We start from the raw sequence: 24,219 nt of genomic DNA on the forward strand, positions 1-24,219 counted from the left end.
GCTCAGGCCTCCTTTAGAGTGACTGAGGTGGAGCGGGGAAGGGCTGCGATGGTGTCCTTGCCGGAAAAGATCAGGTCGACACCGCGCGGGAACTGGGCGTTGTTGGCAATGACCTGATCCCAGAACACTTGCGGCACAGGGCCTGTTGCAAACGCCTGTTTGTCCTTGATGCCGGGCCCTTCGAGCACAACACCGTCTTTGCCGTCCAGGTTTTGGCCTGTCAGGATGAGTGTCGTGGACGTGTCCGGATACTCGGCCGAGCCCTGATTGAAGCTTGCAAGCGGCAGCATGTTGGCCGGATCTGCGATTAGGGCAAAGGCTGCCTCGACGGGCTCACTGACAATTGGTGCGCCTGTGTGAAAGCGGAGAAAGGCCTTCACGCTCTCGGATTGTGCAAGCTGTTTGTCGAGCCAAACAGGTGTGTCATAGTCGAACAGGGTGAGCGCGATCGCGGCAGCTGCCGGTGTCAGCGGTGCAGGGGGCGTGAGGTTGGTTTGACCAAGTACCTGGAGGGTTCCGGGTCGCGCCATGGCGTTCATAATGGTCCGGAAACACCCCTGTGCGTCGTGAACCGGATCGGCAAAACCGGCGGCAAGTGCAGCGTTTGCGGTCATCAGTTGTCTCCCCGCACCATCGTGAAGAAATTGACCCGCGTTGCCTCGGTTTCCTCGCGGACGGTGGATTTGCGCTCTGTTTGGCTATTCGAAAGCGGGGCAAGGACGTCTGCCTCGATTTGTGCCCGCGTCTCACCGCGCTGCCAAAGGGCATCAATGACGGCGGATTGCAGGGCCTTGGTCTTGTCGCGGCCAAGGGCGTAGGCGCTGCCCGTCTCACCGCTGTCCAGGCGGACAACACAGCGGGTGACTGTGACCTCGCCAAGGTTGAATGGGCTGCCCGTCCCGCCCATTCGGCCGCGGACCATCACCAGACCGGTTTCCGGTTGTCGCACCAGTTCGTAAGGCGGCGGCGCCAGGGCGTTGAATTTATCTTGCAAAACATCGGCCGGGGCTTGGGCGAGAATGGCAAGGTTCTTCTGCCGGGCGGCTTGATCGCCAGCAATGGTGGAAGACGGTGTGGGCTCGGTCATGAACACGCCTTTGTGTTGGTCGGCCATTTATCGGCAACTAAGGCCGGTGCGTGAGCAGGTTGTAGACTTAATTTGTCTATTTGTATAGACAAATAATATGATTGACTCTGAAGTAGCGAAATTTGATGACGGGCGCATGACAGGCCAAACCAAACTCGACCGGGCTGCTGGCATTGCCGTGTGGCGCCAGATCATGGAGATGCTGAAAGCGGAAATCGCTGGTGGCGCCTATGAAAAGGGCAGCCGCTTGCCGACGGAATCGGAAATTGCGTCCCGCTTTGGTGTCAACCGGCACACCGTCCGCAGGGCGATCGCGGCGTTGACTGCGGAAGGTCTGTTGCGCGCTGATCAGGGCCGGGGAACTTTCGTGGCCAATGCGCCACTCAATTATCCGATCGGTACGCGCACAAGGTTTTCTGAAATCGTCTCAGGCCAGGATCGTGCCCCAAGCGGCCGCTTGATCGGCTCTGAAATTGAAGATGCCGATGCGCTGCTGGCACAGCATCTGGATGTGCCGTTGGGTACACCATTGATCCGTCTCAAGACCTTACGTGTCGCCGACAGTGTGCCAATGATGGTGGGGACCAGTTGGCTTGAGCAGGCAAGAGTTCCCAATCTGGTGGCCGATTACGCGGAATGCGGCACCGTTACCGAAGCTTTGCGCCGTGGCGGCATCAAAGACTATTGTCGGCGGGAGAGCCGAATTTCTGCGGAACTGGTCGATACCGAAGACGCTCAGCAGCTTGGCATCGCTTTGGGTCAGCCGGTTGTGGTGATAGAAAGTGTCAATGTCGATCCCGATGGCCGTCCGCTGCAGTACACCCGTACGCGTGCTGCCGCTGACAGGATCCAACTGGTCGTGAATGGAGAATGACGCGCGCGGCTGGCTGGATCAAAAGCCCGACCGTTTTCGTATCGTACGCAGTTTGACCAGATAGAGCGGATAAGCTGCCGTCTCTCGAAGACAGGCAAAGAGCCATTTGTTGAGCGGAGTCTTTCCAACGGACCGGCCAGGTCCAGACCCTGTCGCCGAAAATCCGAGCGTTTGGAAACACAAAACCGCCCGGGGCAGATGATACCGGTCAGAGACGATCAGAATATTTTCGAGCTTCTCCTGTCGCAAGATCCGCGCGGAAAAGACAGCGTTCTCCAATGTGTTGCGTGACCGGGTTTCGGTGCGGATAACGCTTTCTGGAACACCCAAAGTGATCAGCTCGCGTTTCATCACATTAGCTTCTGCAGGGGGATGGTTTCCAAGGCCGCCGCATCCAACGATAATTGGCGCAGCACCGGCATGATAGAGCGCAGCGGCGTGTTTGATCCGCCGGAGGAGTGTTGGGCTGGGACGCCCGCCTGTCCAGACGGCAGCTCCGAGCAAGACAATTGCGTCGGCTGGGGTCTGTGGATTTTGCAACGGTTGCATCTTTGTCTGCTTACAGTGGACGCGAACATTGGGCAAATTTGTGTGAGGTCAGTTTGCTGACTTTCCTTCGTCTCTTAAATCTGAGGGCACTGTTCGGCTCTTGCTCACGAAACCGTGAGGCTCACGAATAGCTCAAGTCTCGGCCTTGGCCTCGGAAATGTCCTGATCTGCATTATATCCTGCGGTGAAGCGCTGCTGGTGCGGGCGGCGCAAGGTTCTTTCTGACCGATAGGAGGATGTCCATGGCAGCCGATTTCTCCCGCCGGACCATTCTTGCAGCTGGCGGCGCGGCGTTGGTGACCGCGGCTTCTGGACTGATTGTTCCGGCGCAAGCGAAGGGTGTTGCGCCAACGCCATCGATGCGCGGCGGCTCCAACAATTACCGCCCTGGAGCCCCGATCGTGAAACGGATCGGCGGTGGCGGGTTCTGGATGTCCGGCACGGTGCGCCGGGCCGGAGATGGTGCTCCGCTTGCCGGTCAACGCATTCAGATCTGGGCGCATACAACGGAAGGCCATGAACGGGACTCTCGCAGCCACGGCGCCACGCTAACAGATGCTGACGGTGTATTCCGGCTAGAAATGCCGCAGATCGTGCCTGCATTCGGTCAACCTCACGGCCACCTTGCTTATGACAGCGGGGACTTTGAAACCGTCTTCCTGCGCCCTGTTATGCCCAGTTCAAAGGATACCAGCCTGGAAGCGCATTTTGTCCTTCAGCCGGTCTGATCAGACTGGCGCCGGTGGCAGCTGGTTGCGCAGCGCCGTGATCTGGGCGGTTGTTTTGTTGGTTGTCATCGCTCCTCTGGTCGCAGCTGCGATGAGCCCGCTGCTGCAATGGCGGCAACCCGTCTATATTTTAGCCGGGTTTGCAGGTGTCATCGCTCTGGCGCTTTTGCTTTTCCAACCTTTGCTGGCAGGCGGATACCTTCCGGGTTTCCCCAGCCTTCGCGGCCGATCGTTGCACAGATGGGTCGGTGCAGGCTTGGTATTTGCGGTCATCGTTCATGTCACAGGCCTATGGATCACCAGCCCGCCGGATGTGATCGATGTTCTTCTCTTCAGATCACCGACGCCTTTCTCCCTTTGGGGAGTTGCCGCGATGTGGGCGGTGTTTGCCGCTGCGCTTGTTGCCGCCTTGCGAAAGCGCCTCCGCATTCGGCCAAAGGTTTGGAGGCGGGTGCATACGGCACTTGCCCTCGTGATTGTTGTCGGCAGCGTGGTGCACGCCTTGTTGATTGAAGGCACGATGGAGCCGGTTTCCAAGGCGATCCTTTGCGTGCTGGTTCTGCTGGCGACCTTAAAAGCAGTGAATGATTTGAAAATATGGGCACTCTTGCGGCGCAGGCAGGCCTAACTCTCGTCCCTTTCTTCTCAGAGGATCCGGTAGAGGGTGTCGTCTTTCCGGATCACGTGGTGCATCAGCACGGCGCCCATGTGCACGGTGAAGAGGCCCAACAGGATCCATGCACTCCAGAAATGAATGGCTGAAAAGATCGGCGCGATATCCGGGCTTTTGCCGATAGGGCTCCAAACCTGGATCAGGTTAAACCACTTCAGCGGAAATCCATGCGCGTTGGTCGCCAGAAACCCGGAGACCGGCATGATGATCAAAAAGAGATAGAGCAGTCCATGAACCGTGTGGGCGGCGATTTGTTCGATGGCCGGGCCATCTTGCACCGGCGGTTTTATGATCAGGCGATTGCCCACTCTGACCAGCATCAGCCACAACACCAGAAAGCCGATGCTTTCGTGAACCAGATAGAAATTGAGAACAACATCTTTCTTGGCAAAGTCGATCATCAAACCAAGTGGCCAGGTAAGCAGCACCAGAATGGCGATGGTCCAATGCAGCAGCCGTGACGGTGCCGCGTATCGATTGTGTGTGCCAAAGCCTGCCATTCCGTCCCCTCCAGCACTAATGCGCGCCAACGTGTCCCTCGGAATAGATGTTTGCCGGTTCCCAAAAATTTTTCAATCAAAACGGGCGTTGAGAGAAGCCAATTGGGCCGTAATGTCAATCGCGCGCGTTAGACCCAGAATTTTGGAACTTCTTTGGTGGCCTGCCAATAGCCCTTCGCGTGTTGCCACATGGATTGGCTTTGGGCTTCATGCCAGCCGATGGCAAAGCCGATTGCCTGAGCGGCTGCAAGGGCGTCTTTGCCAGTCACCTTACTGATTTCAGGAAGGCGCTCGGCCATGGCGACATCGTTGAGATAGCCAAAGATGTCTTGCAGCCGTTTCATCCGTTTCAGCAGCGGTTTCACGCTGGTCTTTGGATAAAGGCATTCGAAAAACTCAATGCCATACCGCATCTTTTTCATCGCCTTGCGCATGTCGTGACGCTCAGGGATGGAGAGTTCATCTATGCGTTTTCCGGATCGGTTGACCTTGTTCCATTGTTTCGCGAGCGCCTTTGCCGCGAATATCTCAATCGGTTGAGCCAAAAGTGCAGTCTGGTCGAAATTTTCCGGATCGAGCCAGCCGCGCCCTTCCGTGTAGGCGGCAAGGTCTAAAAGGAAGGCGTTGACGTCGGCCGATTTCAGATGAGCTACCAAAGCCGCCTTGGCGGCGGTGTCCCGGGTGGTGATCAAATCGGTCAGAAGGGCGTCAAAGGAAAGACCCTCTGGGGCTATGCTGGTCAGCGGCTGGACAATCTCGTCAATCAGGACATCCAAATCCCGCAAGGCGCCGGCTTCTGCGGCAATTGTACGGGCCAATTGATCAAGTGGAGCCATCGTTTCCGGATTGAGAGCCGGCCGGAACAGCCGGAAAGCGCTGCGCAGGCGGCGCAATCCGATGCGCAGCTGGTGCGGGCCTTCTGGATCATCGCTGGCCAAGATCGCCAGGCGGTTTTCTGCAATTTGTGTAAGGCACGAACGGAGCACATCGCGGAATACATGTTCTACAGTTATGCCTTTTTCAAAGACCACAGCTTCAGCGAAATAGGGGACTTTTTTGTCGTCCGGGCGGCCTTCCGCAAAGCGGTATCCGCGTTCGGCTTTGCTGAAAGGTGAAAAGCGGAAGGGGACGTCCTTTAAGAGCTGTTTGGCTGCCTCAAAAAGCGCGGAACTTGGGCCGGATTTCAGCTCCATTTCCAATTCCACCAGCGGATGGCTTTCCGGGCCCGCCAGAATGTTGCCGGTATCGAAGGCCAATTCGATATGCGTGCCGTCGGCTTCTCGGGTGAGCTGCCGGGTGGTACGTTTCATCACCGTTTCAAAACATTCTGAAACGCCCGCGTCGCCGATGGTTCTGGTCAGCTTGTCGCGTACATCCGGATCTTCTATCACCGAAAAATCAAGCGCCCGGCCTTGGACTGGATGTTCCGCCTCGATGGGGGAAGACAGGCCTCCCATCACCCCGGTTCCGAGTTTGGCGGTTTGCAGCCAGCTGCGTCCGGATTTCCGTACTCTGAGTGAGATCTTGGCTTTCCGAAGCGCCTGATCCGGTGTGTCGAAATAGATGGATTGCAGGGTCTTGGTGACGGCTCTGGAAGCGCTGAAGCCTTCGATCATTCCGGATCGTTTCATGGCATCCTGGGCGGCTGGGTCCAGTTCGAGCTTAAGCTCGATCTCACGTGCTGATTTGCTCATGAAAAAGACTTAGCCAATCCAATTTCTACTGTCTAGAAAAAGCGCACAATTTGCGCCTTCCTTCATCTGCAAAGTGTTCCGGATCGAAAACCTAAGCACCTATCCGGTCAGGCAGCGCTCCTTTCGACATCCCGATCCAACAATTGTTACAGGTGTTTGGGACACCTAAGATCATGAGTAGATACCAGTGAACCGGCTTCCTTCCGGCTGGCGGTAGGAGATGTGCAAGCCAGTGGATATGTAAGCAGTAATAAACGTCTAACCGCTTGCATCGTTTAAGGTGCAGTGATATTCACCCTCCTCGGTGTCAGTTGCCCCTCTGGCGGAACTGGTAGACGCGCGGGATTCAAAATCCCGTTCCTTCGGGAGTGCCGGTTCGATTCCGGCGGGGGGCACCACTTAATTCTCTAACCGGCAATATGATTGAAAACTGTGTTCACCTGGACATGGGCAGTGTCGGTCGTGACAAGTCAATCAAAAGAGATCAGGTGGATAATTGTCCTGATATCTTGTCCACGAACAGTCGGCTTAGTCCTTGTTTCGGGACATTTGGCGGCCACACGGCATAAACGCCGACCGGTTCGACGGACCAATCAGGCAAGACCCACTCCATAGAACCGTTTGCCAAGTCTGCTTCCGCTAAAAAATCGGGCACGACTGCAAGGCCAGCACCACAATAAGCAAGCCGGTACAATGCATGCGCATCGTTTACCGTAATGTGGCCTTTCGGTCTGACGGTAGTAGGATCAGATCCAGTCTTCTTAAACTCCGTCTTTCTAGATCGCGCTGGTGCCAGAATGAGCCATTCCCAATCCTCTAGTTGCTCTGGGGCCTTTGGGCTTGGCTTCCGTTCTAGATATTTTTTTGAAGCGACCAAATTGCGGGGCACATCATAAAGCTTCTTGGATATGAGAGAGCTATCCTTGAGCCACCCCATGCGAATAGCAATATCAAACCCGTCACCAATCAACTCCCGGCGTGTGTCCGAGAAATCCAGCGTCAAATTGACCTTCGGATAGACAGCTGAAAAGGCCGCTATTCTGTCGACGAGCCCGGATTGTGCAAGGGTGGCAGGTATCGTGACGCGAAGATCACCTGAGGGCGCTTGTCCAATATTTGACACTGCCTGAAGGCCAGTTTCTGCCGCAGTGATCATGTCATGTGCCGCAGCAAGAAGCTGTTCGCCATCCGGAGTTAAAGACAGTTTTCGCGTCGAGCGGTAGATCAGTGCGACACCAAGCTGTTTTTCCAGTTCTGAGACATGGTGGCTCACCACAGATGCAGACAAATTCAATGCCTGTGCAGCCGCTCGGAACGAGCCGTGATCAACTGTCTTGGCAAAGATTGCGATTGCACGAAGTTGGTCAATCATTATTCAACTATTCCAAACACTGAAATCTAATTGGCCAACCTAATCGAGTTTAGATCGAGAATCTATCTTGTGTGACAGGCCGTATGCCGGTTCGGCTTTTCGGCGGCCAGTTCACGACAAGAGGAAAAACCATGCGTCTCTTCAGATCTTTTTTCGCCGCCATCGCATTGGCAACAATTTCACTGAGCGGTGCCGCGATGGCCGATGACAAACAGGTCGTGCAAACCCTTTATGACTTTCTAAGCAATCCGGCATCAGAAGAGCATGCCGCCGCTTTCGAGGCCGCGGCATCTGAGGACTGGGCCAGTCTCGGTGACTATTCCGGCAAAACAAAATCCCGGGATGCGTTTGTCAAACAGGTTGGCGGCTTTGCAAAACTGATCCCAGACCTCAACTGGTCGGTTGAAGAAATGCTGCAGGACGGCAACCAGATTGCAGTACGCAGCCGCGCGACAGGAACACCGTCAGGCCCATTCTTTGGTGTGGATGGGAAAGGCAAGAGTTTCGATATTCTGGCGATCGACATCCATACAGTCGAAAACGGTCAGATTGCCCGGACCTTCCATGTTGAAGATTGGGCGGGAGCGCTTCGCCAATTGAGCAGCCAATAACAGTTTATTGCGGCAGAAGGCTCAGAAGAGCCTTCTGCTCCGTTCGGGTCTCATATTTCCGCGATGATTGAGCGCGTTCCCCAAAACGTTTGGTGACTTTTCTGACTGCAGAGGCTATGGGGTCTCGCATGATCAGACGCCTTTACGACTGGACATTGTCCCTTGCCGCCGGACCGCGCGCACCCGCCGCGCTTGGATCGGTTTCTTTTGTTGAAAGTTCGGTATTTCCAATCCCGCCGGATATTCTTTTGATCCCCATGGTAATCGCCCGGCGCGAGAAGGCCTGGTGGTATGCGCTGCTGTGTACGCTGACGTCGGTTGCCGGTGGAGTATTGGGCTATTTGATCGGCATGTTCCTGTTTGAGCAGGTGGCCGAGCCGATTCTCGCGTTCTATGGCAAGATGCATTACGTCGCCGAATTCAAATCCATCTTTGCTGAGTGGGGCTGGTGGTTCGTCTTCATCGCCGGTTTGACGCCATTTCCCTACAAGGTGATCACAATTGCATCGGGGGCAGCCGGTCTCAGTTTGCCGGTTTTTGTTGCGGCAAGCATAGTGTCCCGCGGTCTGCGGTTTTTCATAGTGTCCGGCTTGCTCTATTTCTTTGGCCCGCCGATCAAGGATTTCATTGAAAGGCGTCTGGGCCTTATGTTCACCCTTTTTGTGGTGCTCTTGGTCGGCGGATTTGTTCTGCTGAAGTTTATTTGAGGAACGAGAACAGAATGTCGAGCGAACGAATGGCTCAAGGATTGACTGCTTTGCTGCTTGCGGGCGGCCTGGTGGTGATCGCGACTGCCTGGGGATACCAGCTGATCGGCGGTTATGTGCCTTGCAAACTTTGCCTGGAACAGCGTGTTCCTTATTACATTGGTCTGCCAATGGCGGCGCTCGGGTTGCTCTTATTGTTCAGCGGCCGCAATGGCTTGGCAGCTCTGGTTCTCCTGGGTGTCGCTGTGGTGTTTGCCTATGGCGCCGGGCTTGGCATTTACCAAGCGGGGGCCGAATGGCAGTTCTGGGATGGCCCTAATGACTGCGGCGGCGGCAGTGCGGCGCCAGCATCGGCTGCAAACATGCTGCAGGCCCTGCAGTCCACCCGGGTGGTCAGCTGCACCGAAGCAAGCTGGCGTATGTTTGGCTTGTCGTTTGCCGGCTGGAATGCGGTTGCTTCAGCCGGTCTCGCTCTGCTTGCGCTTCTGGCGGCGGGCGTTTTGAAATTGCGTGGCAGCATGGCAAAGTCTCCGGCATGAGCGGATCAAAACACCACCAGGACAAACGGCGCGACGACGCGCTGAAAGCGATCGACCGGGTTCAGAGCGAAAGCGAAACCGTTGGCACATCGTCTTTTGTGCGCATGGCGGAACGCGCCAAAGACCATATGAGCGCCGCGGACAAAGACGACGACGATCATATTGAGGTATGGGGCACCCGCATCGGCCGGGGCCTTGGTCTGATTTTCGCTGTTTGTCTGGTGATTTACCTCGTAGTCACCTACCTTTAAGTGGTGTGACCTAGAGTCAGTGCGGAAATTTTGGCTCCTGTGAGCCTGGAACAAGAATTATGGCTTCTATCCACCCGATCAGCCGCAGTCACTGGTCTGATCTCAAAGCGCCGGACCTGAAAGCATTTGAGGCGATGGCCAGCGAGACACTGGCAACCTTGCCGGATGATCTTCTGCTGCGCTGTGGGAATCTGCAGATCCAGCTTGCCGAATATGCGCCCGACGATGTGCTTGATGCCCTGTCGATTGAGGATCCGCACGACCTTCTAGGCTTGTTTGAAGGACTGGGCTTGAACGAGGGCGAAGATCTTTCGCACACCGGGCAGATGCCAAACCGGATCTGGCTGTTCCGCCGTCCAATCCTTGATTATTGGGCAGCGATGGACGAGACACTCGGTGAGGTGGTCGCTCATGTATTGATCCACGAGATCGGCCACCATTTCGGCTTAAGCGACCAGGACATGGAACGCATTGAGGCCGCAGCCGACCGGTAAGGGACTGGCTACGGCCTCAACAATCAAAAGCGGTTCGCCTTAACCGGCAGCTTCCGTTTTGGCGCGCTCGATTGATTCCAGGATCATCCGCTTGGCAGCTTCAGCGCCTTCAACACCGGTGATCTTCACCCATTTGCCCGGCTCCAGATCTTTGTAGTGTTCGAAGAAGTGCTTCACTTGTTCGATGGTGATCTGCGGCAGGTCGGTGATGTCCGAGACGTTGTCATAGCGTTTGGTGATCTTGTGGCTCGGAACCGCAATGACCTTTTCGTCCTGGCCGGATTCATCTTCCATCAAGAGAACGCCGATCGGACGGCAGTTCATAATGGCACCTGGTACCACCGGGCGCTGGTTGACCACGACAACGTCGATCGGATCACCATCGCCGCACAAGGTGTGCGGAACAAAGCCGTAGTTGCCCGGATAGCGCATCGGTGTGTAGAGGAAGCGGTCGACATACATCGCACCGGCATCCTTATCCATTTCATATTTGATCGGTTCGCCACCGACCGGGACCTCAACGATAACGTTGATATCTTCCGGCGGGTTGTTGCCAATCGGCACGGCGTCTATACGCATCTCTCTACTCCTAAAGGATCGTCGCGCCGTCTATCGCAATCCGCTGGCAGAAGTTCAAGTCTTTAGTTTTGCATTGCACCTAATTGATGACCGTGGCTGAATGGCTCCAGTTTCAGGTTAATCGATTGCGATTGGGACTAAGTCTATGAAGCGTTCAGTTCTTTTACTTCTGGCATTGGGCCTAATCATAACCGCAGGCAGCAAGTCGGCGCACACGGCAGAAATCACCAGCGTCTACACCAAGATTGATCTTGAGGCTTGTCAGCTCCTCAGTGCGCCTTCTGATGAAGATGCTACGATCGGCGGCACCTGGATGTGTGCTGGTTATCAAGGCCAGCCGGTTATGGTTGCCGAAGGTGACTTGCGGATGTTTGTGTCATTTGGACCCGATGCGGGCAACGAGCCGGCTGCAGTCCAAACTTTGCCGCGGTTCAATACCATTAATGAGACATTGGAGTGGCGGCTGCGCGGCGGTGTGCCCTTTGCAACGATCTTGCGCTGGTTTCCGAGCAAGGACGATGGAAGCCAAGGCAGTGTCTTGATCGTCACGCAGTTACTGCCGGGGGGCGGCACATGTCAGATCGCTCGTATTGATGCCCAGGCCAACAAAAACGCCAATGTGATGGCCCGGCAAGCGGCCGACACTCTCGCTGGTCAGTTCAATTGCAGCGCCCCGCCAACCGTCTTGGGAAATCCTGGAAGCCTGGCGCAATAATCTCTGATGGATGACGTCAGGTGTTGCGGTTCGGCCAGACATAAATCGACAGCTCCAATCGCCGGCCTCCAACCCGGTGCCAAGATTTGCCAGACAACTGGCCGCCGATCGCTTGGTAAAACGCTTTTGCTGGATCATTGTCGCTTAGGACCTGAACAGCAATGCCGGAGGCTCTCCGGTCTGCGAAGATCTTCTGAACATGCTCAAAAAGCCGACGGCCAAAGCCGAGACCTTGATATTCCGGCTTTAGGTAAAGCTCGTAGATTTCACCGTCCATTTTGGTGTTACGCAACCGGCAAGGCCCATAGGTCGCATAGCCAGCTGGCACATCGGCAATCGCCAGGATTTTGACATTGACGCCCCGGGCAAGCGCACCGCGCCACCAACTTTCTCCGCGTCGTGAAATCATTCGTTGGAGTTCGAGGCCATGCAACACACCGCGATAGGCTCCGAGCCAGGCTTCATTGTGAATACCGGCCAGGGCTTTGCAATCCGCGGTTCTCGCCGCGCGCAGATCGATCAAATCGGTGGTCATCGTAGGAAAAAGGATACAACAAGCCATCCTAATAGGAAGGAAAAACCGAAGTTCAAAAGAACCAAGAATGGACTGAGCTGCTGATATGAAAAGGGCCGGCGTTTGGCCGGCCCTTCAGTTGCCTTGATGTTTGACTCAAAAAATCCGGCAGATCTGAGTTCGCCACGGGGGGCTGGGGGGCTATTGCATACCGCGGCGCCCGCAGATCGTACCCATCAAGGTATGATCTTAATATGGGTATGTATTTTGGCTGGCCAAGGGCTGGAATGCGGCGAAATCATGAAATTTTCTGTATTCTTTTTGGAAAAGTTACGCTACGGCAGAAATTGATTGATCTGACCTGAATTAAACTGAAATTCCGCTGAATTTGATCTTTCTGCAGCCTCGGACTTGCAAATCGGGGCAGACAGGCAGCATCATAACACTGAGATGACACACCCGCCGGGATCTTATCGGCCTTTTTACAGGGTGTCGTCCGGAGCAAAAGGAGGCGGAATGAGCGAAGCCGACGAAAGCGCGTCCCAGCGCAGCGGGAGCTTGAGCCCTCTGGTACATGGGCACAAAGCTCCTCCACCCAAACCGGTGGTGTCCTTCAACCGGCGCGAACTTGACACGATCTTGCGGCTCTACGGCCGGATGGTTGCTGATGGAGAATGGCGGGACTACGCCATCGACATATTGAAAGACCGGGCCGTATTTTCAGTTTTCCGGCGCTCGTCCGAGATGCCACTTTACCGCATCGAAAAAGATCCGAAACTGGCGCGCCGCCAAGGGGCTTACTCGATCATTGCAGCGGGCGGTATGATTTTAAAACGCGGGCATGACCTTGCTCAGGTGCTCCGCGTTCTGGAAAAGAAAAAACACCTGCGGGTCGTCGACGCCTGATCTGGCTAATCGTCAAGCCTGAGCTCTAATTAAGCCTTTGGCGCTCGGCTGGATAAAGTGCGTTCTGCAAATAGTGAGGAACGCAGAATTGGCGGTCGAGTGTTAACTGATTTGCCTCCAGCCATTTCGACACGAGTTCGATGAGCCGTTCCGGATCCTTTTGATAAAGGGCGCGGCAAAGTTCCATATCGAGCTGACTTTTGGGGCTGTTCTGCGGGACTTCATTCATCGGTCATTTCACCGTTACAGTTTGACAACAGCTAGTGCCCCATTTTTTCATGTGCGGTGCAGTGCTGACAGGAAATAATCAGTATAGAGCTGGCCCGGTTCATAATTCTCAGTTATGGCCATGAAATTTGCCCGCAGGACGGAAAAGTGCCAACACAAAACACAAAAGGCCTGCACTGACAAAGACGGCAGGCAAACCAAATTGCGGTGCCAGATAACCGCCTGCAACCGGGCCGATGCCTTGACCAAGCGAGATTAGAAAAAACGTCAGCCCAAATCCGATGGAAGGCGTGTTGCGGAAGATCCGCATGCTCCACATTCCAAATAATGCTGTCGTGATGATGAAGCCGGCCCCGAAACTGGCAGCAGAATAGTAGATTCCAGACGGAATACTCGCAGCTACAGGCAGGGTTGCGATCGCTCCGCCAATCAGGATCAGCAAAAGGCCGTAACTGGAACGCAAGCCCCACCGGTTAACCAGACCTCCGGCAAAACAACCGGTGATCCCTGCGGTGCCCAATACAATCCAAAATACCACAGCCGCCGCTGGGTTATCGGTTATCGCTAATAAGAGATCTACTGCGTAGGTCCAATAAATAGCTGTGACGACGCCGAACAACAAAGCGGCGGCAAAAAGAGGCCTCGCGGCGGGATTGAGCAGTTCTGATATCGGGACGCCTGACATTTTTCCGTGTTTAGGGCTGTTTCGCGGCAGGATCATCATGTTCCAGATCGTGAAAAGGCCGGCGAGACCAGCAAAAATCAACCAGGCCAGCCGCCAGTCTTCACTCGCAAGAAGTGCCAGGGGTCCGGCCAAAGCGACCCCAAACCCGGTTCCTGAATTTATCCAGGCGTAAATCGCGTTTTGCCGCCTGGTTTCGATGTGATGGACGATAACATCTGAAAAAGGCGGATAAGCAAGACCGGGACTCATACCGGCAACAAAAACTCCGATTGCTAGGATTTCAGGACTTTGTGAGAGCCCGATCAGGGTCATTCCCGCGGTTGCCGAAAGCCCGCCGAGAAAAATTGGCAGGCGCGGCCCAACCATTGTTGAAAGCCAGGACCCGGCAAAAGTGGCAATCAGATATCCTGCATAGGATAATCCGGCGATAAGGCCGATGGTTTCCGTTGAAAGCGCAAATTCTTGCCGGATTTCCGGCAAGAAAAGGCCGAAGCAATAGCGGGCGAGCCCGTAAGTGGCAGCGACGATTGCCAAACCAGCAGCAGTCAGACCCAGGAGATTCGGTGGCTGGGTTTTAGTTTCGGCGGGAAAGTTGGAAGTGAAGTGTTTCGTCACCGCTTGTCGCCTCGCAAAGGATTTTAAAATGGCCGTTTAGCGCCCGGTAGTGACGGTACTGTTCAGGTGTCAGCTTCAGGCAAAAGTTGGAAACGTGCAAGTTTCTTTGTCTGGTTGTGGTTGCGTATTCTTCCGCCAAAATAGCGGCTTGGGCTATTTGGCCATCATGAAATTGGACAGGCAATAAAAAGAAACGATTCAGACTTGGGGTTTTTGTGCAGATCGCTTTTTCAAATGCGATTCGGGAAAACCTCAACATGGCGGGATGACTGTAAAAACAGCTTATCCGGTCTTGATGTGACTGTATGAGTAGTTGGCTTTCGGCCAAGAGATAATCACCTGGCCGTGCGATTGTCCGGAGCCATTCATTCACGACTGATGGATCATCATTGCCTTCCTGAAATCCAAGCATGGTAATCAGCGCTGGGGTTTCAGACCCAACTTGAAGTTCTGGCATCTGGAACTCTTCAAAGGCACTGGTAACAAATGTCAGAGGCGTTCCATTAAGAACCTGCTCTAAGACCGGCCTCATATGCTCAGCGGATTTTGGATTGATATCGACCGCAATATACTGATCGATCTTAACGTTCATTTCTTGTAGCGTTTTCAGTATGTAAGCGGTCTTGATTGGTTCAGGTCCAAGTTCAACATAGGTGAATGGCCGGGCGCTTGCCGTTTGGGCGATTTGGGAACAAATCTCCAAAAGAGCCTGCCGGAATGAATTGCCGCTGTTCGTGGCCTTTCCAAGCGAGTTGGAGGCCAGACCTTGTTCATTCAGTTGCCGCATAAGATCGAACACTTCGAACAAGTGATCCGAAGATTCACTGCCGGAGGCTTTTTCAGCATATTTTTCCCGATTTTCCTGAGTGAGGATCCGATCCGTACTGAACTCTGTATGCAGGGAAATTGCGGCTCGAACTCTTTCGCAAAGCGGTGGCAAAACAATTGCCGGAGTTTCCAGATCGGACTGTGGCGCAGAATAAGCTAACGACATTTGGAACCTTTTGGGCTTTGGATTACATCCTCCCGTAATAGGGGATTATGCCCATGCAGCTAAATTTATAATTGCAACTTCGTATAATATAATTTTATATTCAACCATAGATAGTGTTGTTGATTTTTGTTTCCCTTTTGTAGGTGGGGTTGGTGGGGTAAATGACTGCCGGACGATTTGACATCGAGCTTCTAGAGGCTTTTGTGGCCGTCGCCGATACTGGGAGTGTTACGCGTGCAGGGGCGCTCATCAACCGAACACAGCCTTGCGTGAGTTCTCAGCTGCGCCGGCTGGAAGACCGAATAGGGCGCCAACTCATAGAGCGGACGTCGCGCATCATGGTTCTGACGCCACATGGCCGCATATTGTATGATCACGCCGCTCAAATTCTGAAATCCCACGAAGAAGCCCGCATGCGTCTGTCTGCGCCAGAGCTTACCGGAAAAGTGCATGTCGGTTTGCCTGAGTGGTTTGCAACAAGCAGATTGCAATCGTTGTTCTGCAGCTTCGTGAGGGTTCATTCAAACGTAAAGCTGGAATTGACGGTGGCAGACAGCGCGACGCTGCATGAGCGGCTGGCGGCCAATGAAATCAATTTGGCGATTGCCCTTGTGCAATCAGGTTCCGCGGAAGCAAATGCTTGTGTCGAGGAGCTGCTTTACTGGGTGGCCAGTGAGGATTGCGTTTTGTCCGACCCGTTGCCGTTGATCTTGTTTCCTGAGCCGTGCCCCTTCCGCCAATTCGTTTTTACATCATTGGAAGCCGCTGGGCGGCGCTGGTATGAGCAAATTACCACGACCAGCGTTGCGGCTGCACAAATGGCAATCCTCTCGGGAACCGGAGTTGGCTGTTTGCCGGCGGGAGCGGTTCTTGACAGTTTCAAAGTCTTAAAGGAGCAAGCAGGGTTTCCGCCATTGCCGGCGACCCGCTTGGCGATTTACACGCAAGCTCAGAATTCCTCACCCATTGTACATCACCTGAAGACTTATCTTGAGCAGTTTTTGGAGAGTTCTGTTTCCGGCCAGTCGGTCTTGAACTCCAGCACCCACCCCGATTTGCGGGTCGTGCAAGCTTAGCAACCGCCAAATGCAGAAAACAAAAAAGCCCGGCGCAGTGGCCGGGCTTTCGTGTTTCTCTATGCAGAGCGCTTATTCGCGGTTGCCGAACAGCTGCAGCAGCATTAGGAACAGGTTGATGAAGTCCAGGTAGAGGCGCAGGGCGCCCATGACAGACTTCTTGGTGGCAACTTCACCAGAGTCACCTTCGTAGTACATTTCCTTGATCTGCTGGGTGTCGTACGCCGTCAGGCCAGCAAACACCAGAACACCGATCACGGAGATGGCGAACTGCATCGCGGAGGAGGCCAGGAAGATGTTCACCAGGGACGCGATCACGATGCCGATCAGGCCCATGAATAGGAAAGAACCCCAAGCCGACAGGTCCTTTTTTGTGGTGTAGCCGAAGAGGCTCAGCGCACCGAAGGCAGCTGCGGAAATGAAGAACACGCGCGCGATCGAACCACCGGTGTAAATCATGAAGATCGAAGACAGCGAGATACCCATCATCGCGGAGTAGACCAGGAACATGGTCCGCGCGGCAGAGGCGCTCATGGACTGAATGCGGAAGGACAGCCACATCACCATTCCGAGCGGGGCCAGCATGACAACCCATTTCAACGGGCTGCCGAACAGGGCAGCGCCAAGCGGGGTCAGGCCGACAATGGCGCCAGCGTCGTTGGTGACAACTGACATCATGTAGGTGCCGATAGCAAAGAAGCCGGTCAGCGCTACGCCGAAGGTCATGTAGTTGTAAACGCCCAGCATATAGGCGCGCAGGCCCTGGTCTATGCCGGCCTCGGCACGTGCGCCGGCAACCGAGTAGGCGCCTTGAGATTGACGGTCAAAGGTCGACATGGTCGTGAGTTTCCCCTTTATTCATATTATGCGCATGATATTCCGCATGCAGCACAGCTCCCTCAACATATGGGAGAATACGGATCTTAGCACAAGATTGATTTCGTGAAAAAATCGTAATCTTTCTACGCCAGTCCGTATTTCCGCACCGTATGATTAAGAGAGTGCCTTATTTCATTTCTTTTAGGCGGGATTCGATCTGACGGTCACAAGTGCCCTGTTGCCAGCGGAAGATCTCTTCTGCCTTGAAATCCATCACTTCTTTTGTTGTGTCGCGCATGACTTCCGGTGTTACACCGTCCTGAAACCATTGCAGGACACCATAATCCCCACCAGCATCGGTGAAGAAGGCCAGTGGTTTGCCATTTTCCATAATGCCAACCCGGCCAACACGAACGTCCTCGACGGTCACGTCACGGGACTTGCCGTCGATTGTGAGTTTGGATTTCGAAACGCGCAGTTTTTTGCCAGCTGACTGCGGTGTGCCAACCCAGCCGCCGCCTTTCAAGCGGTTGCCCTTGTTTTCCACGGACAGACAGGAGTTTTTATAGTTCGGGATAGACAAGCGTTTTGCTGAGACTTCAATCGCGTCTTTGCCCTTTTCCGAGATGGTATATTTCATCTCGTGTTCGCCGGTCCGGTAGACACGGATTCCAACGGGTGTGAAACCGTTATCACCAATGCTACGGGTGAAAAAATCGAACTGGTTGGCATCATTGGTGCCAGCCCGGCGGTAAAGCCAGCGCTTTGGCAGACCATTTTCGAACACCAGCCAATCACTGACGACCAGGCCGCGGGCGCCCTCAGGCGTATTCAGCTGCCAGACACCGGTGTGAAACGGGCTCTCAGCCTGGGCAGCAGGTGCAGCCATTAGCAGAGATGCGGCAGCAAGCGCAGCGGCGGCAGTGGTCTTGAACAACGAACTCAAATGATTGACCGGCATATTGGTAAGCCCTCCCAGAAAAAAGACAGCTAATCGGATAGCCAAGATAGGCCGGACGCGCAAGGCTCATCGATCGTGAGCAAGCGCCTCCGTCTAGAGAATTTCATGAATTTTTTCTGACGGTTAACAATTATACCGCCAGTTCTAAAGATTCCTAAGGACAGGAGCTGGTTTCTCGCCAAGAACGCGCCATGTGCCGATCAGGCCAAATCCGACGGTCAAAACCAGCGCGATCAGGGCTGCGCTGAAGGCTGTGACCGGCAGCAGTGTGAACGAGCCGCCCATGATCCCGGTAATCACATACCAAGCAGCGACCCCGCCCGCCAGAACCGCAAAGACAGCCGTTACAAAGCCCAAAATTGCATATTCCAGTCCGTAAGCAACGATCAGCCGTGTCCGGGTCGCACCGATGGTTTTGAGGATCACAGCATCATAGATGCGGCTGCGGTGACCAGCTGCCAATGCGCCAGCAAGTACCAGGATGCTCGAGATCAATGTGATCGAAGAGGCACCGCGTATGGCCCAGGCGAGCTGCGCGACCAGATTGTTCACCTGAGTGATGGCATCCTTCACCCGGACGGTCGTGACAGTCGGGTAGGCATTGGACACGGTTTTCAAGAGCGCCAGCTCTGTTTCGGCCGGTACAGCGTCTTCCCAGCCCAGCGTCATCAGGTGAGAATGCGGCGCGCCGGCAAACGTATTCGGCGAGAACACCATGACGAAGTTGATGCCAAGCGATTGCCATTCGACATCCCGGAGATTGGCGATCGTGGCCGAGATCTCCCGTCCCAGAACGTTGACGGTAATGGTGTCTCCGATTTTCAGGCCGAGTTCCATGGCCGCTTCCGCATCAAAGGACAAGAGCGGCGGGCCTGCATAATCCTGTGGCCACCACTCGCCTTCGGCCAGCTTGGAATTGGCCGGCAGTTGGGCCTCGTACGTGATGCCGCGGTCGCCACGCAAAACCCAATCTGAGCCTTCTTGTGCGGGAACAAATTCACTGCTGGCAATGCCGTTCAAAGTGGTGATGCGGCCTCGCAGCATCGGAACACTTTGGATTTCAGCGCCTGTTGTTTCGGTTTGTAAAAGAGTGTCAAACGCGTCCCGTTCGTGGCTCTGAATGTCGACAAAAAAGAAGCTGGGTGCCTGACCGGCGATGGTTGCCGTGAGTTCCCGGCGCAGATTGCCGTCAATCAACGTTAGGGCGACGAGCAATGACAAGCCGAGGCCGAGAGACAGCACAACTGACGGCGTCAGGGCTCCGGGCCGGTGAATATTGGCAATCGCTAGGCGTAACTCTGTCGAGCGAACCTGTGGCAGCCGTTTGGCCAGCGCCATGATCGCTCGCGCAACGGCGACCAGCAGGATAAACGCACCGGCAGACGCGGCGATGTAGATCGTTGCAATCCGCTGGTCATGAGCCAGGAAAATGGCAATGGCGGCAAGCGTGAGCACGGTTACAGCGGTGGCCGACAAATAGCGTTTGCGCGGCCACTTGTTTCCGCCGGTGACAATGTCCCGGAAGAGGGCTGTCGGCGGGACATCATGTGCGCGTCCGAGCGGCCAGAGGGCAAAGGCCAGAGCTGTCAGAAGGCCGTAGATCAGCCCAAGCGCGAGTTCGCCGGGATAGATCGACACCGCCAATTTGACAGGCAGCACGTTCGCAAGAGCAGCCCCTGCTGCAAACGGGATGATGGCACCGACCACAAGGCCAATCCCAATTCCGATCAGGGCCAGGATCAGCATTTGGACCAGATAGACCTGGAAGACAAACCCGCCGGTGGCGCCAAGGCATTTGAAGCTGGCTATGACCTCCCGTTTGGTTTCCAGAAACGCCCGGACGGCATTTGCAACACCAACACCGCCGACGACAAGGGCGGTCAAGCCGACCAAGGTCAGAAATTGAGCGAACCGGTCGATGCTACGCTGAAGCCCGGGCGAGGCATTGGCCCGCGAGCGAACCCGCCAGCCGGCATCGGATTGAGTTTGTTCGGCGTCTTCGACAATCTGCCGAAGGGCATTGATGCTCGGGGCCGGATCCATGCGCACGCGGTAATGCCAGCGCACAAGGCTGCCGGGCTGGACCAGATCCGTCGCTTCAATTGCTGCGGTAGAGATCATCAGGCGTGGACCGAAGTCCATGCCGCCGGCAAGTTTGTCCGGTTCACTGTCGATGACATCGGTGATTGTGACCGTGGAACGGCCGAGTTCGAGTGTATCGCCAACCTCTAGGTCGAGCCGGGCCAGAAGCGCCAATTCCGCAACGGCGCCCCAAGTCCCACCCTTTTGCGACAAGGCATCTTGTAAGGATTGTCCGGATTGCAATTCGAGGGCGCCATAGAGCGGATAAACGTCATCAACTGCCTTTAACTCGACCAGAGTTTGATCGGCGTTATCCGGGCGCCGGGCCATGGCCCGTAAAGTTGCCACTTCCGAGATGGAGCCAAGGCTGTTGATGTAGGCGCGTTCGTCGTCATTTACTTGACGGTGCACCAGCCGGAAAGAGAGATCGCCACCGAGAATAGCCTGGCCTTCCTGGGAAATCCCTTCTGTCAAGGCCCGGGAGACGGAGGTAACGCCGGAAATTGCCGCAACACCAAGCGCTATACAGGCGATGAAGATGTAAAAGCCTTTTAGTCCGCCGCGCAATTCACGCAGGGCGAAACGAAGGGCCAGTGAAAAGGTCTGATTGCCGCGGCTGGCCGGTCCGGAAACAAACCCGCTCATGCGGACACCTGTTCTTGTGTGTGCGGAAGATCGGCTGAGTGTTCTTCGATTTCGCCGGACCGGACGCGGATCACCCGGTCGCACTTTTCAGCCAGCGCTTGATCGTGGGTCACCAGAACAAGGGTGGTATTGCGCTTGCGCTGGGCTTCAAACATCAATTCCACGATTTGGGTGCCCGTGGATTCATCCAGGTTGCCGGTCGGTTCGTCCGCGATCAAAATCTGCGGTTCGACGACAAGTGCCCTGGCAACAGCAACCCTCTGCTGTTCGCCACCGGACATTTGTGCCGGATAGTGATGCAGCCGATGGCCAAGTCCGACAGCGTCGAGTTCGGCCTTTGCCTTGGCGAATGCTTCTGAGTCTCCCGCCAGCTCTAATGGAACGGCAACATTTTCAAGTGCCGTCATGTTGGGAACCAAATGGAAAGACTGGAAAATAATGCCGACATTGCGGCCGCGGAACCTTGCCAGCTGGTCTTCCGACAATCCGCCCAGTTCCGAATTGGCGACTTGAACAGAGCCTTCGTCCGCACGCTCCAGCCCCGCCATTACCATCAACAGAGTTGATTTACCGGACCCGGATGGCCCCACCAGACCCACGGAGGTGCTTTGATCGATCTCCAGATCAATTCCTTTGAGAATATGGACCCGGCCAGCTCCTTCGCCGAGGGTCAGGTGGACATTTTTCAAAGCAATTGCTGGTGCAGTTGTCATGTTTGGGCCTTTATAACGGTCATATGCTGGCCGTTTTGGCCGTCACATGCCCTCGACAAGTGGTCACTTTGCGACCATATGGGCCTGATGTCGCACGTCTTCCAGTCAGGAAAGTGTAATAGAGTGTATCGATTCTTTCTGTATTTGATGATGCCCCTGGTTTTCGTTGCCGCAGGCCCGGCGAAAGCTGCTGATCTCAAGCTGGTGGTTCTGGGCGATAGCCTGTCGGCCGGATATCAACTCTCGGCAGGCGATGGCTTTCCGGAACAATTACAGCGTGCCCTTGATCAGCGCGGCCATTCCGTCGAAGTCGTCAATGCCGGCGTTTCTGGAGACACATCTTCCGGGGGACTTTCGCGCCTCGACTGGTCGGTCGGTAATGATACCGACGCGGTGATCGTTGAATTGGGCGCCAATGACGCGCTTCGGGGTATCCAGCCCGAGGTTACCCGAAAAAACATTCAAGACATCGTCACGCGTCTCAAAGACAAAAAGATTGCTGTGCTTCTGGCCGGAATGCTGGCGCCACGAAATCTTGGTGATGCTTATGCGCAAGCCTTTGATTCCATCTATCCAGATGTGTCAAAAGAGCAGGGAGCTCTGCTTTATCCCTTTTTTCTAGATGGGGTCGCGCTCAATCCAGACCTCAATTTAGCGGACGGTATGCACCCGAATGCAAAGGGTGTTGCGGTCATCGTTGAAAACATCTTGCCTATGGTCGAAGAGCTGCTCTTGGAGGCAGGAAAGTCCTAAAGCGCCTGCCGCTTTTCGCCCAACAGACGAAATACAAAAGGAAAACCTGCATGGAAATGCGCACGCTCGGCCGCACGGATATCAAAGTCAGTGCTTTGTGCCTTGGTACAATGACGTTCGGTGAACAAAACACCGAGGCCGAAGGGCACGCCCAAATGGATTATGCGCTGGAAAAGGGCGTCAACTTCTTTGATACGGCAGAGCTCTATGCGATCCCGCCGAAAAAGGAAACGCGCGGGCGAACTGAACGCATCATCGGAACCTGGTTCAAAAAGACCGGCAACCGCGACAAGGTTGTCCTGGCGACCAAAGTGGTTGGCCGGACTGGTATGGATTGGTTCCGGGGGCACGGCAAGGGCGCCAGTCTCATCCGCGAAGAAATCGAATTTGCCGTCGACCGCAGCCTCAAAAGCCTTCAGACCGACTACATCGATCTCTATCAGATCCACTGGCCGGACCGGAACATGAGCAATTTCGGCGCAAATCCGACCCGCTGGGCCGCTCCGGATCGGGTGGAAGGTGAAAACAGTATTGAAAGCACGCTGGAAGTCATGGCGGATCTGGTGAAGAGCGGCAAGGTGCGCCAGATCGGTATTTCCAATGAGAGTTCCTGGGGCACGATGCGTTATGTCGCGGCATCCGAACATCTCGGCCTGCCACGGGTCGCTTCCATCCAGAACACCTACAACCTGGTGAACCGGACGTTTGAGACCGGACTGGCGGAGATTGCAGACCGCGAGGACGTCGGCCTTCTGGGCTATTCTGCGTTGGCGCAAGGGTATCTGAGCGGAAAATACAGAGGGGGTGCGTTGCCGGCTGGCTCTCGCAAATGCCTGTTCGACCGCTTGCAGCGTTATGAGCATCCAAGGGCGCTGGCAGCTTATGATGCTTATTTCGACTTGGCCAAGGAGGCGGGTCTTGATCCGGCTCAGATGGCGATTGCATTTGCCAAGTCGCGGGACTTCATGACCTCGGTCATTCTGGGCGCAACCCGGATGGAGCAGCTGGAAACGGACATTGGTGCGGCCGATGTGACACTTAGCAGCGATGTTTTGGAAAAGATCGACGCCATTCACCAGGAATTTGGCAATCCGGCGCCATAGACGCGGCGGTTCTGATCCAGAGAATCAAAACGAAACCAGTTCAGGCCGGACAGACATCTCTGTCCGGCCTTTTTTGTCTCTCCACATAAATACCGGTTAAAATCCAATATCTTGGTTTTTTGTCTTGCGAATTTCATGAAGTTGATTCCTCATGGGAGACATCAGCGTTTGGCGGAGGGACCACCTATGCCGCGGCTTTTTACAGGCCTTGAGATTCCGTCTGAGACGGCCCTCATGTTGTCCATGCTCCGGGGAGGCCTTCGGGGCGCCCGCTGGATCGATCCGGAAAATTATCACATCACCTTGCGCTTTATTGGCGACATTGATGACCGCACGGCCGATGAGGTGGTGGACGCCCTTGACCGGATCCATCGGGAGCCCGTGGAAATCCGGCTTGATAGCCTTGGATCTTTCGGCAATGGCAAACCGCACGCGGTCTGGGCCGGGGTTCAATTGACCTCGGCACTGGCAGAACTGCAGGCGGAGCAGGAGAGGATCCTGCAACGGCTGAATTTGCCAGCTGAACGGCGCAAGTATGTGCCGCACGTCACCCTTGCCCGGTGCAAATCATCGACCAACGAGGATGTCGCAAAGTGGCTGTGTGAGCGTGGCAGTTTTCAGGCACCGCCATTTGTTGCCGGCCGGTTTGTCCTTTTTTCTGCCAAATCCAGCGTTGGTGGCGGGCCATATCTTGTCGAAGAAGCCTATCCACTGGCGGCGTGAGTTGGGAAGGCCCGGATTGAATTTCGTTC

28 protein-coding genes and 1 tRNA gene are annotated in these 24,219 nt (G+C 55.1%); 15 read left to right on the forward strand and 14 right to left on the reverse strand.

Features of this window, described 5'->3' with window-relative positions; genetic code table 11:
• Window positions 1-2: 2 nt before the first annotated feature.
• Together phnH and phnG are read right to left on the reverse strand one after the other, a co-directional pair.
• On the reverse strand, window positions 3-614 hold the full coding sequence (phnH, locus tag FJ695_RS05855) for a phosphonate C-P lyase system protein PhnH (protein ID WP_141184569.1): 612 nt from the start codon (window positions 612-614) through the stop codon (window positions 3-5).
• On the reverse strand, window positions 614-1,087 hold the full coding sequence (gene phnG / locus FJ695_RS05860; RefSeq protein WP_168206273.1) for a phosphonate C-P lyase system protein PhnG: 474 nt from the start codon (window positions 1,085-1,087) through the stop codon (window positions 614-616). Before phnG ends, phnH begins: the two co-directional genes overlap by 1 nt.
• Window positions 1,088-1,223: 136 nt before the next feature.
• Between phnG and phnF the strand changes: the two genes are divergently transcribed.
• Window positions 1,224-1,961 (forward strand): phosphonate metabolism transcriptional regulator PhnF, encoded by a 738-nt coding sequence (gene phnF / locus FJ695_RS05865; RefSeq protein WP_141184570.1) that lies wholly within the window; start codon window positions 1,224-1,226, stop codon window positions 1,959-1,961.
• An 18-nt stretch (window positions 1,962-1,979) separates the two neighbouring features.
• Here phnF and FJ695_RS05870 read toward each other — a convergent pair whose 3' ends face one another.
• Entirely contained in the window at window positions 1,980-2,510 is a 531-nt protein-coding gene (locus FJ695_RS05870; RefSeq protein ID WP_141184571.1) for a YdcF family protein, read from the reverse strand.
• 242 nt (window positions 2,511-2,752) lie between these two features.
• Between FJ695_RS05870 and FJ695_RS05875 the strand changes: the two genes are divergently transcribed.
• Window positions 2,753-3,238, forward strand: a complete 486-nt coding sequence (locus FJ695_RS05875; RefSeq protein WP_141184572.1) for a twin-arginine translocation pathway signal — start codon at window positions 2,753-2,755, stop codon at window positions 3,236-3,238.
• Window positions 3,219-3,866 carry a ferric reductase-like transmembrane domain-containing protein gene (locus tag FJ695_RS05880; RefSeq protein WP_247653796.1) on the forward strand — a complete coding sequence of 216 codons (648 nt, stop codon included), beginning with the start codon at window positions 3,219-3,221 and terminating at the stop codon, window positions 3,864-3,866. The genes FJ695_RS05875 and FJ695_RS05880 overlap by 20 nt, the downstream gene beginning before the upstream one ends.
• 17 nt (window positions 3,867-3,883) lie before the next feature.
• Here the strand turns inward: FJ695_RS05880 and FJ695_RS05885 are convergent, their stop codons facing one another.
• Together FJ695_RS05885 and FJ695_RS05890 are read right to left on the reverse strand one after the other, a co-directional pair.
• Window positions 3,884-4,411, reverse strand: coding sequence for a cytochrome b (locus FJ695_RS05885; RefSeq protein ID WP_141184574.1), 528 nt, complete (start codon window positions 4,409-4,411; stop codon window positions 3,884-3,886).
• Window positions 4,412-4,539: 128 nt separating this feature from the next.
• Entirely contained in the window at window positions 4,540-6,105 is a 1,566-nt protein-coding gene (locus tag FJ695_RS05890) for a CYTH and CHAD domain-containing protein (RefSeq protein ID WP_141184575.1), read from the reverse strand.
• A 313-nt stretch (window positions 6,106-6,418) separates the two neighbouring features.
• On the opposite strand from FJ695_RS05890, the gene FJ695_RS05895 reads away from it, so the two are divergent.
• A tRNA-Leu gene (locus FJ695_RS05895) sits at window positions 6,419-6,503 on the forward strand.
• A gap of 86 nt (window positions 6,504-6,589) precedes the next feature.
• On the opposite strand, the gene FJ695_RS05900 is transcribed toward FJ695_RS05895, so the two are convergent.
• Window positions 6,590-7,477 (reverse strand): LysR family transcriptional regulator, encoded by an 888-nt coding sequence (locus tag FJ695_RS05900; RefSeq protein WP_141184576.1) that lies wholly within the window; start codon window positions 7,475-7,477, stop codon window positions 6,590-6,592.
• A gap of 131 nt (window positions 7,478-7,608) precedes the next feature.
• Between FJ695_RS05900 and FJ695_RS05905 the strand changes: the two genes are divergently transcribed.
• From FJ695_RS05905 to FJ695_RS05925, 5 genes are all read left to right on the forward strand, one after another.
• Window positions 7,609-8,088 (forward strand): ester cyclase, encoded by a 480-nt coding sequence (locus tag FJ695_RS05905; RefSeq protein WP_141184577.1) that lies wholly within the window; start codon window positions 7,609-7,611, stop codon window positions 8,086-8,088.
• Between the two features lie 128 nt (window positions 8,089-8,216).
• Window positions 8,217-8,795 carry a YqaA family protein gene (locus FJ695_RS05910; RefSeq protein ID WP_141184578.1) on the forward strand — a complete coding sequence of 193 codons (579 nt, stop codon included), beginning with the start codon at window positions 8,217-8,219 and terminating at the stop codon, window positions 8,793-8,795.
• Between the two features lie 14 nt (window positions 8,796-8,809).
• The gene (locus FJ695_RS05915; RefSeq protein ID WP_141184579.1) at window positions 8,810-9,334 is read left to right on the forward strand and encodes a disulfide bond formation protein B; all 525 of its coding nucleotides are present in this window, start codon (window positions 8,810-8,812) and stop codon (window positions 9,332-9,334) included.
• Complete coding sequence (locus FJ695_RS05920; RefSeq protein ID WP_141184580.1) at window positions 9,331-9,585, forward strand: hypothetical protein; 255 nt, start codon at window positions 9,331-9,333, stop codon at window positions 9,583-9,585. The genes FJ695_RS05915 and FJ695_RS05920 overlap by 4 nt, the downstream gene beginning before the upstream one ends.
• Before the next feature lie 59 nt (window positions 9,586-9,644).
• Complete coding sequence (locus tag FJ695_RS05925; RefSeq protein WP_141184581.1) at window positions 9,645-10,079, forward strand: metallopeptidase family protein; 435 nt, start codon at window positions 9,645-9,647, stop codon at window positions 10,077-10,079.
• Window positions 10,080-10,118: 39 nt separating this feature from the next.
• Here the strand turns inward: FJ695_RS05925 and ppa are convergent, their stop codons facing one another.
• Window positions 10,119-10,658 carry an inorganic diphosphatase gene (gene ppa, locus FJ695_RS05930; protein WP_141184582.1) on the reverse strand — a complete coding sequence of 180 codons (540 nt, stop codon included), beginning with the start codon at window positions 10,656-10,658 and terminating at the stop codon, window positions 10,119-10,121.
• A gap of 145 nt (window positions 10,659-10,803) precedes the next feature.
• Between ppa and FJ695_RS05935 the strand changes: the two genes are divergently transcribed.
• On the forward strand, window positions 10,804-11,373 hold the full coding sequence (locus FJ695_RS05935) for a hypothetical protein (RefSeq protein ID WP_141184583.1): 570 nt from the start codon (window positions 10,804-10,806) through the stop codon (window positions 11,371-11,373).
• A gap of 16 nt (window positions 11,374-11,389) precedes the next feature.
• Here the strand turns inward: FJ695_RS05935 and FJ695_RS05940 are convergent, their stop codons facing one another.
• Window positions 11,390-11,908 (reverse strand): GNAT family N-acetyltransferase, encoded by a 519-nt coding sequence (locus FJ695_RS05940; RefSeq protein ID WP_141184584.1) that lies wholly within the window; start codon window positions 11,906-11,908, stop codon window positions 11,390-11,392.
• A 495-nt stretch (window positions 11,909-12,403) separates the two neighbouring features.
• Between FJ695_RS05940 and FJ695_RS05945 the strand changes: the two genes are divergently transcribed.
• The gene (locus tag FJ695_RS05945; RefSeq protein ID WP_141184585.1) at window positions 12,404-12,793 is read left to right on the forward strand and encodes a DUF2794 domain-containing protein; all 390 of its coding nucleotides are present in this window, start codon (window positions 12,404-12,406) and stop codon (window positions 12,791-12,793) included.
• A 337-nt stretch (window positions 12,794-13,130) separates the two neighbouring features.
• Here FJ695_RS05945 and FJ695_RS05950 read toward each other — a convergent pair whose 3' ends face one another.
• Together FJ695_RS05950 and FJ695_RS05955 are read right to left on the reverse strand one after the other, a co-directional pair.
• Window positions 13,131-14,321, reverse strand: a complete 1,191-nt coding sequence (locus tag FJ695_RS05950) for an MFS transporter (protein WP_168206274.1) — start codon at window positions 14,319-14,321, stop codon at window positions 13,131-13,133.
• Complete coding sequence (locus tag FJ695_RS05955; protein WP_141184587.1) at window positions 14,281-15,024, reverse strand: L-histidine N(alpha)-methyltransferase; 744 nt, start codon at window positions 15,022-15,024, stop codon at window positions 14,281-14,283. Before FJ695_RS05955 ends, FJ695_RS05950 begins: the two co-directional genes overlap by 41 nt.
• A gap of 452 nt (window positions 15,025-15,476) precedes the next feature.
• Between FJ695_RS05955 and FJ695_RS05960 the strand changes: the two genes are divergently transcribed.
• Window positions 15,477-16,391: a LysR family transcriptional regulator gene (locus FJ695_RS05960; RefSeq protein WP_141184588.1), complete on the forward strand. Its 915-nt coding sequence runs from the start codon at window positions 15,477-15,479 to the stop codon at window positions 16,389-16,391.
• Window positions 16,392-16,463: 72 nt separating this feature from the next.
• On the opposite strand, the gene FJ695_RS05965 is transcribed toward FJ695_RS05960, so the two are convergent.
• The 4 genes from FJ695_RS05965 to FJ695_RS05980 form a co-directional block, all read right to left on the reverse strand.
• Window positions 16,464-17,228, reverse strand: coding sequence for a Bax inhibitor-1/YccA family protein (locus tag FJ695_RS05965; protein ID WP_141184589.1), 765 nt, complete (start codon window positions 17,226-17,228; stop codon window positions 16,464-16,466).
• Between the two features lie 169 nt (window positions 17,229-17,397).
• Window positions 17,398-18,171: a hypothetical protein gene (locus FJ695_RS05970; protein WP_141184590.1), complete on the reverse strand. Its 774-nt coding sequence runs from the start codon at window positions 18,169-18,171 to the stop codon at window positions 17,398-17,400.
• Between the two features lie 144 nt (window positions 18,172-18,315).
• Window positions 18,316-20,898, reverse strand: coding sequence for an ABC transporter permease (locus FJ695_RS05975; protein ID WP_141184591.1), 2,583 nt, complete (start codon window positions 20,896-20,898; stop codon window positions 18,316-18,318).
• Entirely contained in the window at window positions 20,895-21,611 is a 717-nt protein-coding gene (locus FJ695_RS05980; protein ID WP_141184592.1) for an ABC transporter ATP-binding protein, read from the reverse strand. Before FJ695_RS05980 ends, FJ695_RS05975 begins: the two co-directional genes overlap by 4 nt.
• A gap of 147 nt (window positions 21,612-21,758) precedes the next feature.
• Here FJ695_RS05980 and FJ695_RS05985 point away from each other — a divergent pair, with 147 nt between their 5' ends.
• The 3 genes from FJ695_RS05985 (at window position 21,759) to thpR (ending at window position 24,190) form a co-directional block, all read left to right on the forward strand.
• Entirely contained in the window at window positions 21,759-22,364 is a 606-nt protein-coding gene (locus tag FJ695_RS05985) for an arylesterase (RefSeq protein WP_247653847.1), read from the forward strand.
• A gap of 50 nt (window positions 22,365-22,414) precedes the next feature.
• Window positions 22,415-23,467, forward strand: a complete 1,053-nt coding sequence (locus FJ695_RS05990) for an aldo/keto reductase (RefSeq protein WP_141184594.1) — start codon at window positions 22,415-22,417, stop codon at window positions 23,465-23,467.
• 186 nt (window positions 23,468-23,653) lie between these two features.
• Window positions 23,654-24,190, forward strand: coding sequence for an RNA 2',3'-cyclic phosphodiesterase (thpR, locus tag FJ695_RS05995; RefSeq protein WP_141184595.1), 537 nt, complete (start codon window positions 23,654-23,656; stop codon window positions 24,188-24,190).
• Window positions 24,191-24,219: the final 29 nt, after the last annotated feature.

The sequence above is a fragment of the Labrenzia sp. PHM005 genome, from assembly GCF_006517275.1.
Classification (GTDB): domain Bacteria; phylum Pseudomonadota; class Alphaproteobacteria; order Rhizobiales; family Stappiaceae; genus Roseibium.

Bases quoted from the DNA above. Each gene is read 5' to 3' on its own strand.
- phnH (WP_141184569.1), bottom strand. From the start codon at position 614: ATGACCGCAAACGCTGCACTTGCCGCCGGTTTTGCCGATCCGGTTCAC.
- phnG (WP_168206273.1), bottom strand. From the start codon at position 1,087: ATGACCGAGCCCACACCGTCTTCCACCATTGCTGGCGATCAAGCCGCC.
- phnF (WP_141184570.1), top strand. From the start codon at position 1,224: ATGACAGGCCAAACCAAACTCGACCGGGCTGCTGGCATTGCCGTGTGG.
- FJ695_RS05870 (WP_141184571.1), bottom strand. From the start codon at position 2,510: ATGCAACCGTTGCAAAATCCACAGACCCCAGCCGACGCAATTGTCTTG.
- FJ695_RS05875 (WP_141184572.1), top strand. From the start codon at position 2,753: ATGGCAGCCGATTTCTCCCGCCGGACCATTCTTGCAGCTGGCGGCGCG.
- FJ695_RS05885 (WP_141184574.1), bottom strand. From the start codon at position 4,411: ATGGCAGGCTTTGGCACACACAATCGATACGCGGCACCGTCACGGCTG.
- FJ695_RS05890 (WP_141184575.1), bottom strand. From the start codon at position 6,105: ATGAGCAAATCAGCACGTGAGATCGAGCTTAAGCTCGAACTGGACCCA.
- FJ695_RS05900 (WP_141184576.1), bottom strand. From the start codon at position 7,477: ATGATTGACCAACTTCGTGCAATCGCAATCTTTGCCAAGACAGTTGAT.
- FJ695_RS05905 (WP_141184577.1), top strand. From the start codon at position 7,609: ATGCGTCTCTTCAGATCTTTTTTCGCCGCCATCGCATTGGCAACAATT.
- FJ695_RS05910 (WP_141184578.1), top strand. From the start codon at position 8,217: ATGATCAGACGCCTTTACGACTGGACATTGTCCCTTGCCGCCGGACCG.
- FJ695_RS05915 (WP_141184579.1), top strand. From the start codon at position 8,810: ATGTCGAGCGAACGAATGGCTCAAGGATTGACTGCTTTGCTGCTTGCG.
- FJ695_RS05920 (WP_141184580.1), top strand. From the start codon at position 9,331: ATGAGCGGATCAAAACACCACCAGGACAAACGGCGCGACGACGCGCTG.
- FJ695_RS05925 (WP_141184581.1), top strand. From the start codon at position 9,645: ATGGCTTCTATCCACCCGATCAGCCGCAGTCACTGGTCTGATCTCAAA.
- ppa (WP_141184582.1), bottom strand. From the start codon at position 10,658: ATGCGTATAGACGCCGTGCCGATTGGCAACAACCCGCCGGAAGATATC.
- FJ695_RS05935 (WP_141184583.1), top strand. From the start codon at position 10,804: ATGAAGCGTTCAGTTCTTTTACTTCTGGCATTGGGCCTAATCATAACC.
- FJ695_RS05940 (WP_141184584.1), bottom strand. From the start codon at position 11,908: ATGACCACCGATTTGATCGATCTGCGCGCGGCGAGAACCGCGGATTGC.
- FJ695_RS05945 (WP_141184585.1), top strand. From the start codon at position 12,404: ATGAGCGAAGCCGACGAAAGCGCGTCCCAGCGCAGCGGGAGCTTGAGC.
- FJ695_RS05960 (WP_141184588.1), top strand. From the start codon at position 15,477: ATGACTGCCGGACGATTTGACATCGAGCTTCTAGAGGCTTTTGTGGCC.
- FJ695_RS05965 (WP_141184589.1), bottom strand. From the start codon at position 17,228: ATGTCGACCTTTGACCGTCAATCTCAAGGCGCCTACTCGGTTGCCGGC.
- FJ695_RS05970 (WP_141184590.1), bottom strand. From the start codon at position 18,171: ATGCCGGTCAATCATTTGAGTTCGTTGTTCAAGACCACTGCCGCCGCT.
- FJ695_RS05975 (WP_141184591.1), bottom strand. From the start codon at position 20,898: ATGAGCGGGTTTGTTTCCGGACCGGCCAGCCGCGGCAATCAGACCTTT.
- FJ695_RS05980 (WP_141184592.1), bottom strand. From the start codon at position 21,611: ATGACAACTGCACCAGCAATTGCTTTGAAAAATGTCCACCTGACCCTC.
- FJ695_RS05985 (WP_247653847.1), top strand. From the start codon at position 21,759: ATGATGCCCCTGGTTTTCGTTGCCGCAGGCCCGGCGAAAGCTGCTGAT.
- FJ695_RS05990 (WP_141184594.1), top strand. From the start codon at position 22,415: ATGGAAATGCGCACGCTCGGCCGCACGGATATCAAAGTCAGTGCTTTG.
- thpR (WP_141184595.1), top strand. From the start codon at position 23,654: ATGCCGCGGCTTTTTACAGGCCTTGAGATTCCGTCTGAGACGGCCCTC.